The sequence below is a fragment of the Micromonospora sp. NPDC047707 genome, from assembly GCF_040704235.1.
In the GTDB taxonomy this organism is placed as follows: domain Bacteria; phylum Actinomycetota; class Actinomycetes; order Mycobacteriales; family Micromonosporaceae; genus Micromonospora.
The window spans coordinates 102,787-116,784 of sequence record NZ_JBEYSU010000006.1; the positions used below are offsets into that span (position 1 = coordinate 102,787).

Annotated in this window: 14 protein-coding genes and 3 pseudogenes; 7 read left to right on the forward strand and 10 right to left on the reverse strand. The window is 75.5% G+C overall.

Annotated elements, in window-relative coordinates:
• Positions 1 to 33: 33 nt before the first annotated feature.
• Both AB0873_RS09000 and AB0873_RS09005 read left to right on the forward strand, forming a co-directional pair.
• A pseudogene (locus tag AB0873_RS09000) lies at positions 34 to 111 on the forward strand (low temperature requirement protein A); the annotation flags it as partial.
• A gap of 146 nt (positions 112 to 257) precedes the next feature.
• A pseudogene (locus AB0873_RS09005) lies at positions 258 to 629 on the forward strand (low temperature requirement protein A); the annotation flags it as partial.
• Here AB0873_RS09005 and AB0873_RS09010 read toward each other — a convergent pair.
• Positions 607 to 939 carry a YnfA family protein gene (locus AB0873_RS09010; RefSeq protein ID WP_155332247.1) on the reverse strand — a complete coding sequence of 111 codons (333 nt, stop codon included), beginning with the start codon at positions 937 to 939 and terminating at the stop codon, positions 607 to 609. The pseudogene AB0873_RS09005 and the gene AB0873_RS09010 overlap by 23 nt on opposite strands.
• Positions 940 to 1,084: 145 nt before the next feature.
• Positions 1,085 to 1,267 (reverse strand): CsbD family protein, encoded by a 183-nt coding sequence (locus tag AB0873_RS09015; protein ID WP_366599093.1) that lies wholly within the window; start codon positions 1,265 to 1,267, stop codon positions 1,085 to 1,087.
• Between the two features lie 165 nt (positions 1,268 to 1,432).
• Between AB0873_RS09015 and AB0873_RS09020 the strand changes: the two genes are divergently transcribed.
• Entirely contained in the window at positions 1,433 to 2,044 is a 612-nt protein-coding gene (locus tag AB0873_RS09020) for a histidine phosphatase family protein (protein WP_366599094.1), read from the forward strand.
• Here AB0873_RS09020 and AB0873_RS09025 read toward each other — a convergent pair.
• The 4 genes and pseudogenes from AB0873_RS09025 to AB0873_RS09040 all read right to left on the reverse strand — a co-directional run.
• Positions 1,974 to 2,480: an Lrp/AsnC family transcriptional regulator gene (locus tag AB0873_RS09025; RefSeq protein WP_155332250.1), complete on the reverse strand. Its 507-nt coding sequence runs from the start codon at positions 2,478 to 2,480 to the stop codon at positions 1,974 to 1,976. The genes AB0873_RS09020 and AB0873_RS09025 overlap by 71 nt on opposite strands.
• 86 nt (positions 2,481 to 2,566) lie before the next feature.
• Entirely contained in the window at positions 2,567 to 3,709 is a 1,143-nt protein-coding gene (locus tag AB0873_RS09030) for an acyl-CoA dehydrogenase family protein (protein WP_366599095.1), read from the reverse strand.
• Complete coding sequence (locus AB0873_RS09035; RefSeq protein WP_366599096.1) at positions 3,706 to 4,821, reverse strand: Xaa-Pro peptidase family protein; 1,116 nt, start codon at positions 4,819 to 4,821, stop codon at positions 3,706 to 3,708. The genes AB0873_RS09030 and AB0873_RS09035 overlap by 4 nt, the downstream gene beginning before the upstream one ends.
• Before the next feature lie 60 nt (positions 4,822 to 4,881).
• Positions 4,882 to 5,025 (reverse strand): annotated as a pseudogene (locus AB0873_RS09040) (VOC family protein); the annotation flags it as partial.
• An 84-nt stretch (positions 5,026 to 5,109) separates the two neighbouring features.
• On the opposite strand from AB0873_RS09040, the gene AB0873_RS09045 reads away from it, so the two are divergent.
• Positions 5,110 to 5,325, forward strand: a complete 216-nt coding sequence (locus AB0873_RS09045; RefSeq protein WP_155332256.1) for a hypothetical protein — start codon at positions 5,110 to 5,112, stop codon at positions 5,323 to 5,325.
• 58 nt (positions 5,326 to 5,383) lie between these two features.
• A complete protein-coding gene (locus AB0873_RS09050; RefSeq protein ID WP_155332257.1) occupies positions 5,384 to 6,301 on the forward strand; it encodes a 5'-3' exonuclease in 918 nt (305 codons plus the stop codon).
• Positions 6,302 to 6,390: 89 nt separating this feature from the next.
• Here AB0873_RS09050 and AB0873_RS09055 read toward each other — a convergent pair whose 3' ends face one another.
• Together AB0873_RS09055 and AB0873_RS09060 are read right to left on the reverse strand one after the other, a co-directional pair.
• Complete coding sequence (locus AB0873_RS09055) at positions 6,391 to 7,296, reverse strand: MHYT domain-containing protein (protein WP_366599097.1); 906 nt, start codon at positions 7,294 to 7,296, stop codon at positions 6,391 to 6,393.
• 168 nt (positions 7,297 to 7,464) lie between these two features.
• A complete protein-coding gene (locus tag AB0873_RS09060; protein ID WP_366599098.1) occupies positions 7,465 to 10,257 on the reverse strand; it encodes a DEAD/DEAH box helicase in 2,793 nt (930 codons plus the stop codon).
• 88 nt (positions 10,258 to 10,345) lie between these two features.
• Here AB0873_RS09060 and AB0873_RS09065 point away from each other — a divergent pair, with 88 nt between their 5' ends.
• Positions 10,346 to 11,107 (forward strand): HAD-IA family hydrolase, encoded by a 762-nt coding sequence (locus tag AB0873_RS09065; protein ID WP_366599099.1) that lies wholly within the window; start codon positions 10,346 to 10,348, stop codon positions 11,105 to 11,107.
• Positions 11,108 to 11,219: 112 nt separating this feature from the next.
• Here the strand turns inward: AB0873_RS09065 and AB0873_RS09070 are convergent, their stop codons facing one another.
• Positions 11,220 to 12,074 (reverse strand): LysR family transcriptional regulator, encoded by an 855-nt coding sequence (locus AB0873_RS09070; RefSeq protein ID WP_366599100.1) that lies wholly within the window; start codon positions 12,072 to 12,074, stop codon positions 11,220 to 11,222.
• Positions 12,075 to 12,224: 150 nt separating this feature from the next.
• On the opposite strand from AB0873_RS09070, the gene AB0873_RS09075 reads away from it, so the two are divergent.
• Positions 12,225 to 13,058 carry an EamA family transporter gene (locus AB0873_RS09075; RefSeq protein WP_230689091.1) on the forward strand — a complete coding sequence of 278 codons (834 nt, stop codon included), beginning with the start codon at positions 12,225 to 12,227 and terminating at the stop codon, positions 13,056 to 13,058.
• Here AB0873_RS09075 and AB0873_RS09080 read toward each other — a convergent pair.
• Complete coding sequence (locus AB0873_RS09080) at positions 13,021 to 13,944, reverse strand: diacylglycerol kinase (protein ID WP_366599101.1); 924 nt, start codon at positions 13,942 to 13,944, stop codon at positions 13,021 to 13,023. The two genes, AB0873_RS09075 and AB0873_RS09080, sit on opposite strands and share 38 nt — an antisense overlap.
• Positions 13,945 to 13,998 lie beyond the last annotated feature (54 nt).

Consider the following 13,998-nt stretch of genomic DNA (forward strand, 5'->3'; position numbering starts at 1 on the left):
GACGTCGTCTTCGTCCTCACCGCGAGCTTCCACATCCGCCCCGCCCACTTCGTCGAACGGCACGGCCTGCTCGTCATCGTGGCCCTCGGTGAAACCGTCGTCGCCATCGGCATGGGCGCGCGCCCCGATCGACCACCTCACCCCCGGCGTCGCCGCCGCCGTCGTGATGGCTCTCGCCCTGCCCGCCACGCTCTGGTGGACCTACTTCACCGACACCGCGGCCAGCGAGGCGGCCCTCGACCGCCGACGACGCAGCCCGAAGCCGCATGTCCGCCCGCGTCCACATCGTCAGCCACTTCGTGCTGCTGCTCGGCATCATCGCCACCGCCACCGGCCTGCACGCCGTGGTGGCCCACCCCGACACCCCCGCCGGATGGCCGGCCGCGCTCGCGCTCACCGCCGGCGTGGCCCTGTTCCTCGCCGCCATCGCCGACCTCCGCCACACCGTCGGCGTCGGGCGCACCGGCAGCCGCCTCGCCACCGCCGCGCTGGTCCTGGCCACCACCCCGGTCGGCGCGGTCGTCAACTCCGCCCTGCACCTGGCCGTCGTGATCGTGCTGATGGTCGTGATGCTGCGGATCGACGGGCACCGCCCCGCCGCGCCGGTCAGCCCCGCGGCGCGTACATGATCACCGCGACACCCACCAGGCAGATCGCCGCGCCCACCAGGTCCCACCGGTCCGGGCGGAACCCGTCCACCAGCACCCCCCACACCAGCGAACCCGCCACGAACACGCCCCCGTACGCGGCCAGGATCCGCCCGAAGTGCGGGTCCGGCTGGAACGTCGCCACGAACCCGTACGCGCCCAGCGCCAGCACCCCCGCCGCCACCCACCACAGGCCCCGGTGCTCCCGCCAGCCCTGCCACACCAGCCACGCGCCACCGATCTCGGCCAACGCGGCCAGCACGAACAACACCAGGGAACGCGCCACGGTCACGGACAGCGACCCTACCGCCCGACGGTGAGGCGGCGTCCGGGTACCTCGGACACGACGACGGACCCCGGGACGTCGCCCCGGGGTCCGTCGTGCCCCGCGTCAGCGGGTGGCCGCGCCGTCGTGCTCGGCCTGGTTCTGCTCGTCGTCACTCCTTGATGTCGCGACCCGCCGGCCGGGCCTGCTCGCCCGCCTGCCGGGCCCGCGCGGCGTCCTGTTGCGTGGCGCCCTCGGAACGCATCCGCTCGTTGTGCGTCGCGTCGCCGATGCGTTCCTTCGCGACGCCGGTCATCTCGTCGACCTTGTTCCTGGCCTTGTCGGTGAAGCCCATCGTCCGCTCCCCTCGGTCGAGTCCGGCCTTCCGTAGCGGGTTCCCGCCGTCGCCGTGGACATGCCGGGTCGTCGTGATCGGCCGCACGCCGCGTAGGGCATCCTAGGAAGATAGTTTGATAGCGTCGCGGTGCGCACCTGCCGGAACGGGTGGTTGACTGGACGAATGGGCGAGATCCTCCTCATCCGGCACGGCGAGACGACCTGGAGCGCCAGCCACCGGCACACCTCGTACACCGATCTCGCGCTGACCCCCGACGGCGAGCGGCAGGCCCGCGCGCTCGGCGAACTCCTCGCCGGCCGGCGGTTCGCCGCGGTGCGCACCAGTCCGCGCACCCGGGCCCTGCGCACCGCCCAGCTCGCCGGCCTCACCGACGCCCGCGTCGACGAGGACCTCGCCGAGTGGCACTACGGCGAGTACGAGGGCCGCACCACCGTCGAGATCCGCGACGACCGGCCGGACTGGTCGATCTGGACCGACGGCGCCCCCGGCGGCGAGTCACCCGAGCAGGTGGCCGCCCGGCTGGACCGGGTCCTCGAGCGGGTCACCCCGCTGCTCGACCACGGCCCGGTCGCGCTCGTCGGCCACGCCCACAGCCTGCGCGTCGCCGGTGCCCGGTGGATCGGCCTGCCGCCCGTCGCCGGCGGCCGGCTGCGGCTCGACACCGCCACCGTCAGCGTCCTCGGTCACGAGCACGGCCGGCAGGTCATCCTGCGGTGGAACCAGCCGCCTCCCCCGCCACCCGGGCCCGCGGCCGAGACGGCGGCTCGCCACTGATCTTCGGCGGCCGGTTCTCGTACGGCGTGGACAGCACCACCGTCGTACGGGTCGTCACGTTCGCCGACGTGCGGATCTCCTGGAGCACCCGCTCCAGGTCCTGCGGGCCGGCCACCCGCACCAGCAGCAGGTAGAAGTCCTCCCCCGCCACCGAGTAGCAGGAGTCGATCTCCGGCAGGTGGGCCAGCCGCTCCGGCGCGTCGTCCGGCTGCGACGGGTCGAACGGGCGGATCGCCACGAACGCCGTCAACGGCAGGTCCAGCGCCTCGAAAGAGACGCGGGCGGCGTACCCCTTGATCACACCGCGCTGCTCCAACCGGCGGACCCGCTGGTGCACGGCGGACACCGACAGGCCCACCTTCTCCGCCAGGTCCGTGTACGACAGCCGCCCGTCGGCGGTCAGCGCGGCGACGATGGCCCGGTCGATCTCCTCCACGGCGAGCAACCTACCGGGAAAAGCCCGCAGGTGCGACGACGGGCCCGCCGGCCGTCACACCCGGCGGGCCCGATCATCGCGTACCGTCAGCCCTTCGCCAGCGCGCGGGAGATCACCAGGCGCTGGATCTGGTTGGTGCCCTCCACGATCTGGAGCACCTTCGCCTCGCGCATGTACCGCTCGACCGGATGGTCGCTGACGTAGCCGGCGCCGCCGAGCACCTGCACCGCGTCGGTGGTCACCCGCATCGCCACGTCCGTGGCGAACAGCTTCGCCTTGGCCGCCTCGATCGAGTACGGCCGGCCGGCGTCGCGCAGCCGCGCCGCGGCCAGCATCAGCGCCCGCGCGGCCGAGATCTGGGTGGCGTGGTCGGCGAGCGTGAAGCCCAGCCCCTGGAAGTCGATGATCGCCCGGCCGAACTGCTGCCGCTCCTTGGCGTACCCGACCGCGTAGTCCAGCGCCGCCTGGGCGAGACCGACCGCGCACGCCGCGATGCCGAGCCGGCCCGAGTCCAGCGCGGACATGGCGATGGTGAAGCCCGCCCCCTCCCCGCCGAGCAGCCGGTCGGCGGGCACCCGCGCGTCGTCGAAGGCGATCTGCGCCACCGGCGAGGCGTGCAGGCCCATCGTCCGCTCCGCCGCCTGCGGGTGGATGCCGGGCGTGGCCCGGTCGGCGAGCAGGCAGGAGATGCCCTTCGGCCCGGGACCGCCGGTGCGGCAGAAGATGTTGTAGAAGTCGGCGACGCGGGCGTGCGTGATCCACGCCTTGGTGCCGGTGACGACGTACGCGTCGCCGTCGCGCACGGCCTTCGTGGTCAGGGCGGCGGCGTCCGACCCGCCCTGCGGCTCCGACAGGCAGTACGCGCCCAGCAGCTCCCCGCCGATCATGTCGGGCAGCAGCTTGCGCTGCTCGTCGGTGCCGAACTGGGCGAGGGGGTAGCAGGACAGGGTGTGCACGCTGACCGCCTCGGCGACCGCGAGCCACCGGCTGGCCAGGATCTCGAGCACCTGGAGGTACACCTCGTACGGCTGGGCGGCACCGCCGTACTCCTCCGGGTAGGGCAGGCCCAGCAGGCCGGCCCGGCCGAGGGTGCGCAGCACCTCCCGGGGGAACTCGGCGCGCTCCTCGAAGCCGGCGGCCCTGGGGGCGAGTTCCCGGTCGGCGAGTTCGGTGGCGAGGTCCAGCAGGTCGTGGGCCTCGTCGGTGGGGAGGATCCGGTCGACAGTCATAGCGTCGTGAGCTCCGTGGGGGTGGTGTTGAGCCGTCGTACGCCGTCCGTCGTGCAGACGACGATGTCCTCGATGCGGGCGCCGTGCCGCCCGGCGAGGTAGATCCCGGGTTCGATCGAGAAGGCCATGCCCGGCTCCAGCGCCCGGCCGTTACCGGTCACCACGTACGGCTCCTCGTGGCCGTCCAGCCCGATGCCGTGGCCGGTGCGGTGCAGGAACGCGTCGCCGTAGCCGGCGCCGGCGATCAGGTCGCGGGCGGCGGCGTCGACCGCCTCGGCGCTGACCCCGGGACGGACCGCGGCGACGGCGGCACGCTGGGCGGCGTGCAGCACCGCGTAGTAGTCGGTGAACTCCGCCGGGGCGGGCCCGCCGGCGACGTAGGTGCGGGTGCAGTCCGAGCGGTACCCCGACGGCATCGTGCCGCCGATGTCCACCACCACCGGCTCGCCCGCGCCGACCGGCCGGTCCGAGGTGCCGTGGTGCGGGCTCGCGCCGTTCGGGCCGGCGGCGACGATGACGAAGTCGACGGTGACGTGCCCGGCCGCCCGGATCGCCGCGGCGATGTCGGCGGCCACCTCGCTCTCCGTCCGCCCCGGCCGCAGCCACTCCCCCATCCGCTCGTGCACCGCGTCGATCGCGGCGCCGGCCTCGGCGAGGGCCGCCACCTCGGCCGGGGACTTGCGGATGCGCAGCTCGCGGAGCACCTCGGAGGCGAGCCGCTGGCTCGCGTCCGGGAGCGCGGCGCGCAGCGCCAGGACCTGCTCCGCCCACATCCGGTCGGCCAGGCCGACCGCGGCGACCGGCCCGCCGAGGGCGGCCGTGACGAGGGGGTACGGGTCGGTGCCGTCGGCGTGGTCGACGATGTGCACGCCGGTGGCCGGTGCCGGGGACGCCTCGGCGGCGGGGCGTTCCAGGGTGGGCACGATCAGGGTCGGCTCCCCCTCGGCGGGCAGCACCAGCAGGGTCAGCCGCTCACCGGCGTGCGCGTCGTAGCCGGTCAGGTAGCGCAGGTCCGACCCGGGGCTGAGCAGCAGCGCGTCCAGGCCGGCGGCGGCGGTGGCGCGCTGCGCGGCGGCCAGCCGGGCCGGCGGGTACAGCTGGTCGGTTCCCACCCGCTCAGCTTAACGCTCGTTCGGCTCAGCCCCGGCCGCGGCCGGCGGGTCGGCGCGGGATCACGACATCAGCCACAGGCAGAACGGAGGACCGTCCGGATCCAGGCAGACCCGGACGTCGTCCTGCGGCTGCCACGGCGCGACCGTCGCGCCGCAGGCGACCGCGTGGGCCTGCGCCGCCGCCAGGTCGTCGACCCCAATCTCCGGCCTTGGCGCGTTCCGGCACGCCGGTGCCGGGGCGCCGATAGCCTCGGGACAGACCGTGACCGGACGATGGGAGTGACGACCGTGGCAGGCAGCGACCGCGCCGAGACGCGCCGGCGGCGGCTGCTCTGGTCCGGTGTCCTCGCCCTCGCCGGTCTGGTGCTGCTCGTCATCGGGCTCACCATCGCCGACGGCGTCGCCGCCTGGGTCGAGGTGGTGGTGGCCCTCCTGCTGCTGCTGGCCAGTTACGGGGTGCAGTACGTGGCCCGGCGGGACACCCTCTACCGGGACCGGGGCTGACCCGCCACCGACGCCGGCGTCCGCCCGGACGTCGGTGCGGTGTGCCACGCTGTCGGGCGTGACAGCCCCGATCATGCTCGTCGACTCGCCCAGCCTCTACTTCCGGGCGTACTTCGGCATACCCGAGTCCGCCGCCACCACCGCCGACGGCCAGCCGGTGAACGCCGTGCGCGGTTTCCTGGACATGCTGGCGTCCCTGATCCGCACCCGGCGGCCGGGGCGCATGGTCTGCGCGATGGACCACGACTGGCGGCCCGACTGGCGGGTGGCGCTGCTGCCGTCGTACAAGGCGCACCGGGTCGCGCCGGAGGGCGGCGAGGTGGTGCCCGACACCCTCACCCCGCAGGTGCCGGTGATCCTCGACGTGCTCGACGCCCTGGGCATCACCACCGTCGGCGCCGCCGGGTACGAGGCCGACGACGTGCTCGGCACGTTGTCGGTCACCCAGCCCGGCCCGGTCGAGGTGGTCTCCGGCGACCGGGATCTGTTCCAGCTGGTCGACGACGCCCGGGGTGTCCGGCTGCTCTACGTCGGGCGGGGCGTGGCCAAACTGGAGGACTGCGACGACACCGCCGTGCGCTCCCGTTACGGGGTGCCCGCCGCCCGGTACGCCGACTTCGCCGCCCTGCGCGGCGACCCCAGCGACGGGCTGCCCGGCGTGCCGGGCGTCGGGGAGAAGACCGCCGCCCGCCTCGTCGACCGGTACGGCGACATCGACGGCATCCTCGCCGCCCTGGCCGACCCCGGCTCCGGCTTCGCGCCGGGGCTGCGGACGAAGCTCGCCGCCGCCCGGGACTACCTGGCCGTCGCCCCGAAGGTGGTCCGGGTGGCCCTCGACGTGCCGCTGCCCGACCTGCCCACCGACCTGCCGTCCGCGCCCGCCGATCCGCAGCGGCTGCTCGAGCTCGCCGAGCGGTGGAATCTGGCCGGTTCCGCCCGCCGGCTGGTCGACGCCCTCGCCACCCGCACCGGCTGACCGGGCCGGGCCCCGGGTCGCCGGTCGCGCCGGGCCGGCGACATGCCGGTGCGCCGGCATGTCGATGGGCCGGCGCGTCGACCAGGCGGTCAGCGCGGGGCGCGGTCCCGGCGGGACGGGAACGGGCTGCCCGGCCGGGCCAGCGTGGAGCGCGCCCGTAGGCCCACCGGGTCGGGCGTCACCGTCGACTCCGCCCCGACCGGCTCCGCCCCGACCGACTCCGCCTGCGGCGCCCGGCGGGCGTCCAGGTACGCGGTCGCCGCCCGGTCCTCGTCGGTCGGGGCGGCGAGCAGCGCGTACACCAGGCCGACCACCACGAGGACCACGGCCAGGATGATCGGCACCAGCAGCGTCCCCACCTCCGCGCCGGCGACCTCGCGCTGGGTGTCGTGCAGGTGCACGGAGAGGGCGCTCATCCCGGTGAAGTGCATGCCGTTCACGGCGGCGCCCATGACCAGCGCGGAGGCGATGACCGCCAGGGTGCGACGCACCGTCACGGCCAGCCACAGCGCGACGGTCGCCGCGACGACCGCGATGACGACCGAGGCAACGACACGCGGCTGGTCGTAGCCGAGCCGGCCGTTGAGCCGCATCGCCGCCATGCCGGTGTAGTGCATCGCCGCGACACCCGCGCCGGTGAACAGGCCGCCGGCGAGGATCCGTGGCGCGGACGCCCGCCCGGTGCCGGCGATGGCCAGGCCGATGCCGACGGCCACCACGGCGAAGGCGGCGCTTGCCGCGGTGATCGGCACGTCGTACCGGATCCGGGTGCCCTCGACCGCGAAGCCGAGCATGGCCATGAAGTGCATCGTCCAGATCGCCGTGCCGCCGAGGGCGAAGGCGGAGAGCGTGCCCCACCAGGCCCGCTGGCCCACGGTGGCCGCCGTCCGGATCCGACCGGCGCAGACGAGGCCGAGGAACGAGCCCAGCACGGACAGCGCGTAACTCAGGGCGGGTGTGATCCACCCGTACTCGAAGTGGTTGATCTCCGCCACGCCCGTCGCCCCCCCCAGACCGGATACCGGCGCGTAACTTAGCGCCTCCAGCCATGATCGGGGACCGTCCCACCAGCCGCAACATCGATGACGGGGCACTTCGCGCGGTGCCGCCGCAGTGACGCAGCGATGCGTCGATTGCCGGCAGGCAACTACGGGGCGTGACCGTCAGGCCGTGGCGTGGTAGGCCAGCACACCCCGGTTGACGGCGGCGATGGCCTGCCGGGCGGTGGACCGCACCTCCGCCGACGCGCCACCGGAGTCGGCGAGCTGGCCGAGCAGGTCCACCACCTGCCGGGCCCAGCGGACGAAGTCGCCGGCCGGCATCTCGCCGTCGATCTCGTGCCCACTGGCGAGCACCTTCGCCAGGGCCTCGCCCCGCGCCCACCGGTAGATCGGCCAGGCGAAGCCCAGGTCGGGTTCCCGCGTCACGGCCAGGCCCCGGGCCGCCTCGTCGGCCTCGATCTCGCTCCACAGCTTCAGCGTCGCGTCGACCGCCTCGGCCACCGCGCCCCGCGGCAGCGACGCCCGCTCGTCGACGTCGCGGCGGGCCTCGAACACCACCACCGACACCGCAGCCGCCAGCTCGGCCGGGCTGAGCCCGTCCCAGACGCCGCGGCGCAGGCACTCGGCCACCAGCAGGTCGGCCTCCGTCCAGATCCGGCCCAGCATCCGGCCCGCGTCGGTGACCGTCCCGTCGGGGGCGAGGTACCCGCGGGCGGTGAGCAGCGCGACGATCCGGTCGAACGTGCGGGCGAGTGACCCGGTCCGACCGGCCACCCGCTGCCGAAGCTCCTCGGTGTCCTTCTCGAGCCGCCGGCGGCGCTCCGCCCAGCGGGCGTGTTCCTCCCGGTCCGGACAGGCGTGGCAGGGGTGCCGCCGCAGCTCGGCGCGGAGCTGGGTGAGGCGGTCGTCGTCCCCCGTGGCCTGCCGGGACCGGCCGCCCCGGCGGCCGGCGTGCCGATCCAGGCCGGTGCCGCTGACCTCGGCGGCCAGGTCCCGCCGCGCGGCCGGCGAGCGGTGGTTGAAGTGCTTCGGGACGCGGATGCGGGCCAGCACCTCGGCGGGGGTGGTGAAGTCGCCCGGGCTGACCCGGCCGGCCCACCGGTCCTGGGTGAGCACCAGCGGGCGCGGCTCGCCGAAGCCGCCGGTCGCCGGGTCCAGCACCACCGCGAGGCCGGCCCGCCGGCCCGACGGCACCCGGATCACGTCGCCGACCCGCAGCCGCTCCAGCGACGCGACCGCCGCCGCCTTGCGCTGGGTCTGCCCCTGCCGCGCGAGGGCGCGCTCCCGGTCGGCGATCGCCACGCGCAACGCGAAGTACTCGTCGAAGTCGCCGTGGTGGCAGGCCGCCTCCGCGCCGTACGCCTCGATGGTCTCGGTGTTGCGCTGCACCTGCCGCGCCAGGCCGACCACCGACCGGTCCGCCTGGAACTGGGCGAAGCTCGACTCGAGCAGCGCCCGCGCCGGCTCCGCGCCGACCGTCCCGACCAGGTTGACCGCCATGTTGTACGACGGCCGGAAGCTGGACCGCAGCGGGTACGTGCGGGTCGACGCCAGACCGGCCACGTGCCGGGGGTCGGTCTCCGGGGACCACACCACGACGGCGTGCCCCTCCACGTCGATACCGCGACGGCCGGCACGCCCGGTGAGCTGCGTGTACTCCCCCGGCGTGAGGTCGACGTGCGCCTCGCCGTTGTACTTCACCAGCCGCTCCAGGACCACGCACCGGGCCGGCATGTTGATGCCCAGCGCGAGTGTCTCGGTGGCGAACACCGCCTTCACCAGGCCACGGACGAACAGCTCCTCGACGACCTCCTTGAACGCGGGCAGCATGCCGGCGTGGTGCGCCGCGAGGCCCCGCTCCAGCCCGTCGAGCCACTCCCAGTAGCCGAGCACCGACAGGTCCTCGCCGGGGATCGCGGTGACCCGGCTCTCGACCACCCGCCGGATCTCCGCCCGCTCCTCCGGGTTGGTGAGCCGCAGCCCGGCGGCGAGGCACTGCTGCACGGCGGCGTCACAGCCGGCCCGGCTGAAGATGAACAGGATGGCCGGGAGCAGGCCCTCCCGGTCGAGGCGGTCGACGATGTCCGGGCGCAGCGGCCCCCGCCAGCGCGGCCCGCGGCGACCCCCGCCCGGCCCGGCACTGCGCCCCTCGCCGAGCTCGAGCCGGCGCACCGTGTCCCGGGTGTAGCGCAGCAGCTCCGGGTGCACGTCGTGCTTGCGGGCGGCGTCGGCGTCGTGGAACAGGTCGAACATCCGCTTGCCGACCAGCATGTGCTGCCACAGCGGCACCGGCCGGTGCTCGCTGACCACGACCGCCGTCTCACCGCGTACGGTCACCAGCCAGTCGGCGAACTCCTCGGCGTTGGACACCGTCGCCGACAGCGAGACCAGGGTGACCGAGGCGGGCAGGTGGATGATCACCTCTTCCCACACGCCGCCACGGAACCGGTCGGCGAGGTAGTGCACCTCGTCCATCACCACGTACGCCAGGCCCTCGAGGGTGGTCGAGCCGGCGTAGAGCATGTTGCGCAGGACCTCGGTGGTCATCACCACCACGGGCGCGTCGCCGTTGATGGCGTTGTCGCCGGTGAGCAGCCCGACCTGCTCGGCGCCGTAGCGGTCGACCAGGTCGTGGTACTTCTGGTTCGACAGGGCCTTGATCGGCGTGGTGTAGAAGCACTTCCGCCGGGCGGGACCCTCGGCGCCCCCGCCGGACGCCGCCGGCCCGCCGCGCAGCGCCAGGTGGACGGCGAACTCGCCCACCACGGTCTTGCCGGCGCCGGTGGGCGCGCACACCAGCACGCCGCTGCCGCGCTCCAGCGCCTGACACGCCTCCCGTTGGAAGTCGTCGAGGTCGAACCCCAGGTCGAGGGCGAACTCGCCCAGCGCGGGGAACTGGGTGGCCTGCGCGGCCCGGCGGCGCGCCGCGGCGTACCGCTCGGCGGGGCTCGACATGTGACCAAGATTAGTGCGTGCCGTCGCCGGACACCCGACAAGGCCGTCCGGTCCGGGGCCCTCCGGGGCGATGGGTAGGGTGCACGGCGTGCCGGACCGTACCGAACCCGCCCAGACACCCGCCCCGGGCAGCGCCGACGACCGCGCGGCGTCCCGCCGGCCCCTGGACGGGGTGCTCTTCGACTTCCACGGCACCCTCGCCCAGGTGGAGGAGGCCCGCGACTGGGTGACCGCGGCGGCCTCGACGTGCGGGGTGACGCTGGACCGGGTCCGGGCGACCGCGCTGGCCGACCGGCTGCTCACCGCCGGGCGGGCCGGCGGCCCGCTGCCGGCCCGGGTGCCGCCCGCGCTGGCCGAGCTGTGGGCCGACCGGGACCTGTACCCGCACGCCCACCGTGGCGCGTACACCGGTCTCGCGGCGACCGTCGACGCGGGCATCGACGGGCTCGCCGACGCGCTCTACGAGCGGCTGCTGGTGCCCGAGGGCTGGGTGCCGTACCCGGACACCGCACCCACGCTGGCCGCGCTGCGGGCCGCCGGGGTACGGGTGGGCGTGGTCAGCAACATCGGGTTCGACATCCGGCCGCTCTTCGACGCCTGGGACCTCACCGACCTCGTGGACGCGTTCGCCCTGTCGTACGAGGTGGGCCGGTGCAAGCCCGACCCGGGGATCTTCCTGCGGGCGTGCGGGATGCTGGGCGTCGACCCGGAGCGCGCCCTGATGGTCGGCGACACCCCGGCCGACGCGGGCGCGGTGGCCGCCGGCTGTGCGGTGCTGGTGCTCCCGGCCGCCGACGCCGGCCGCCGCAACGGCCTCGGCGCGGTGCTCGACCTGGCCGGCCCCGGCTGAGGCCCGCGCCGGCGGCGGCCGGACCGGAGCCGGGCTGCTGCCCGCGTCGACGTCGGCGGTGCACCGGGCCGCTGGCCCCTGGGCCGGCATCGCCCGAGGCCCCGGCGGGCGCTCACCCGCCCACGGTCTCCCCGGCGAGCGCCACCAGGTCGGGAACGGCCGGGTGGCCGGGCGGCTCGCGCCAGGCCAGCAGGACGGTCACCTCCGGGGCGTCCGTCAACGGCAGGTAGGCCACCGCCGGGCTGGGGTACATGGCGGCGGTCGCCGAGGTCGTCACTCCCACGGCCCGGCCGGCGCTGATCGCCGCCAGCCAGTCGTCGGTGTTGGCGACCTGGACCACGGCGGTGGGAGCGTGGCCGGCGGGCCACAGCTCCAGCGTGGTGGTGCCGGTCTCGACGTTCACCGCGATCGGCTGGTCCACCAGGTCGGCCAGGGTCAGGCTGGCCCGCCCGGCCAGCGGGCTGTCCGCGGGCACGGTGGCGAGCCGCGGTTCGGAGAGCAGCCGCAGCGCCCGCACACCGGGCAGGTCGACCGGCTGCCGCAGCACGGCGACGTCGACCCGGCCCTGGGCCAGGCCGGCGCTGCGCTCGTCGATGCGCAGCAGCTCCAGCGGTGTCTCCGGGTGCGCGGTCCGCCACCGGCGCAGCAGGGCGACGGTGTGCTCGCCCAGCGCCGACCAGGCGTGCCCGAGCCGGACCGGCCGGCCGCCGACGTGGAGCGGGTCGAGCACGTCGTCGACGCCCGCCACCGCCGCGGCGGCGCGGTCGCGGTACGCCCGGCCCACGGCCGTGAGCTCCAGATGGTGGGTGGAGCGGTCGACCAGGCGTACGCCGAGGTGGTTTTCGAGCTGGCGCAGCGTGCGGGACAGCGCGGGCTGGGTGACCCGGAGCCGCACCGCCGCGCGGGTGATGCTGCCCTCCTCGGCGATGGCGAGGAAGGCCCACAGGTGACGCAGCTCCACGGTCATGACCTGGAAGCATAAGCAGACCCGGACCGGCATTTCCGTACGCCGCCGGCGGCTCCTAGCGTCGGAGGTGTGACCGACACGCTGCTCCCCGACCGGCCGACGCCCGGCCACGTCCCCACCCGGCCGCGCGGCGGCCTCGGCCCGGTGGGACTGGTGCTCGGCGGGGCGCTGTCGGTGCAGTTCGGGTCGGCCGTCGCCGCCCTGCTCTTCCCCCGCTCGGGGGTCGCCGGGGCGGTGACGCTGCGGCTGACCGTGGGCGCCGTGCTGCTGCTGGCGGTGTGCCGGCCCCGACTGCGCGGGCACGGCCGGGGCGACTGGGCGGCGGCCGCCGCGTTCGGTGTGGCGCTGGCCGGCATGAACTCGCTGTTCTACCAGGCCATCGAACGCATCCCACTGGGCCCGGCGGTGACCCTGGAGGTGCTCGGCCCGCTGGCGCTGTCGGTGTTCACCGCCCGCCGTGCGGCCAGCTGGGCCTGCGCGCTGCTCGCCCTCGCCGGGGTGGCGCTGCTCGGCCAGGGCGGCTTCGACCGGCTCGACCCGGTCGGCGCCGCTCTCGCGCTCGGCGCGGGCGCCATGTGGGCGGCCTACATCGTGCTCAGCGCCCGGGTCGGGCGCCGCTTCCCGGGCGCCGACGGCCTGGCCCTGGCGCTGACCGTCGCCGCCCTGCTCACCCTGCCGATCGGGGTGGCCGACGCCGGTGCCGCACTGCTGGACCCGGTGGTGCTGGCGCTGGGCGGGACGGTCGCGCTGCTCTCCTCGGTGGTGCCGTACACCATGGAGCTGTTCGCCCTGCGCCGGCTGCCCACCGCGACCTTCGCCGTGCTGATGAGCCTCGGTCCGGCCATCGCCGCGCTGGCCGGCTGGCTGGTGCTGCGGCAGGCGTTGACCGTCGCCGAGGTGCTGGCGATCGGCCTGGTGATCGCGGCCAGTGTCGGCGCGGTCCGGGTCAGCGCAGCAGCCGCACCGCACCCGGCACCGCGGTGATGGTCACCGGAAGGTCGATCGCCCGCTCGCCGTCGGCGTACGTGGTGATGCCCTCCGCGGCCACCTCCACGGTCCGCGCCCGGTAGCTGCGCACCAGCGGGTGCTCGACGTGTGTGCCCTCGTAGATGCGTGGCTTCACCCGCATGAGGGTGCGCCGGTCGAACCGCCCGCCCACCACGACGTCGAGCAGCCCGTCGGTCGGGTCGGCGGCGGGACAGATCCGCATACCGCCGCCGTACGTGGGGCAGTTGCCGACGGCCACCAGGACGGCGTCGGTCTCGTGGGTCTCCCCGTCCAGGCGCAGCGTGTAGCGGCGGGGCCGCAGCCGGGCCAGTTCCACCAGGATCGCCAGGTCGTAGCGGCGCGGGCCGCGCGGCCAGCGCATCCGGTTGGCCCGCTCGTTGACGATCGCGTCGAAGCCCGCCGCCAGCACCGCCCCGTACCAGCGGTGGGTGCCGTCGGCGGCGGCGATCCGGGCGAGATCGACCGGGCGGGACCGCCTCTCGCGTACCGCAGCCGCGATCAGGTCGGCCGCCGCGAGCGGGTCGGCCGGGAAGCCGGTGTCGACGGCGAAGTCGTTGCCGGTTCCCGCCGGCACCGCGCCGAACGGCACGGACGTGCCGGCCACCGCCTGCAGGGCCAGGTGGACGGTGCCGTCGCCGCCGACCGCGACCAGGGCCGACGCCCCCTCCCCCACCGCCTCGTGACAGGCCGCCTGCGCCTGCACCGCGCTGCGCGCGTCCAGCACCCGCACCGGCCGCCCGGCGGCCGCGAGCCGCTCCAGCACCTGGGGCAGCAGCCCCCGGTGGCGTCCCCGGCCGGCGGTGGGGTTGGCGAGGACGGCGACGGGCCCGTCGGCGGCGGATGGGTGATCGGCTGCGGTCACGGCGAGCACCGTACCCGCCGGTGCGGGCCCTCCGCGCCGGCCGGCCGGCCGACC

Excerpts from the sequence above, each read along its gene's own strand:
- AB0873_RS09030 (WP_366599095.1), bottom strand. The coding sequence starts at position 3,709 with ATGACTGTCGACCGGATCCTCCCCACCGACGAGGCCCACGACCTGCTG.
- AB0873_RS09070 (WP_366599100.1), bottom strand. The coding sequence starts at position 12,074 with ATGACCGTGGAGCTGCGTCACCTGTGGGCCTTCCTCGCCATCGCCGAG.
- AB0873_RS09060 (WP_366599098.1), bottom strand. The coding sequence starts at position 10,257 with ATGTCGAGCCCCGCCGAGCGGTACGCCGCGGCGCGCCGCCGGGCCGCG.
- AB0873_RS09015 (WP_366599093.1), bottom strand. The coding sequence starts at position 1,267 with ATGGGCTTCACCGACAAGGCCAGGAACAAGGTCGACGAGATGACCGGC.
- AB0873_RS09020 (WP_366599094.1), top strand. The coding sequence starts at position 1,433 with ATGGGCGAGATCCTCCTCATCCGGCACGGCGAGACGACCTGGAGCGCC.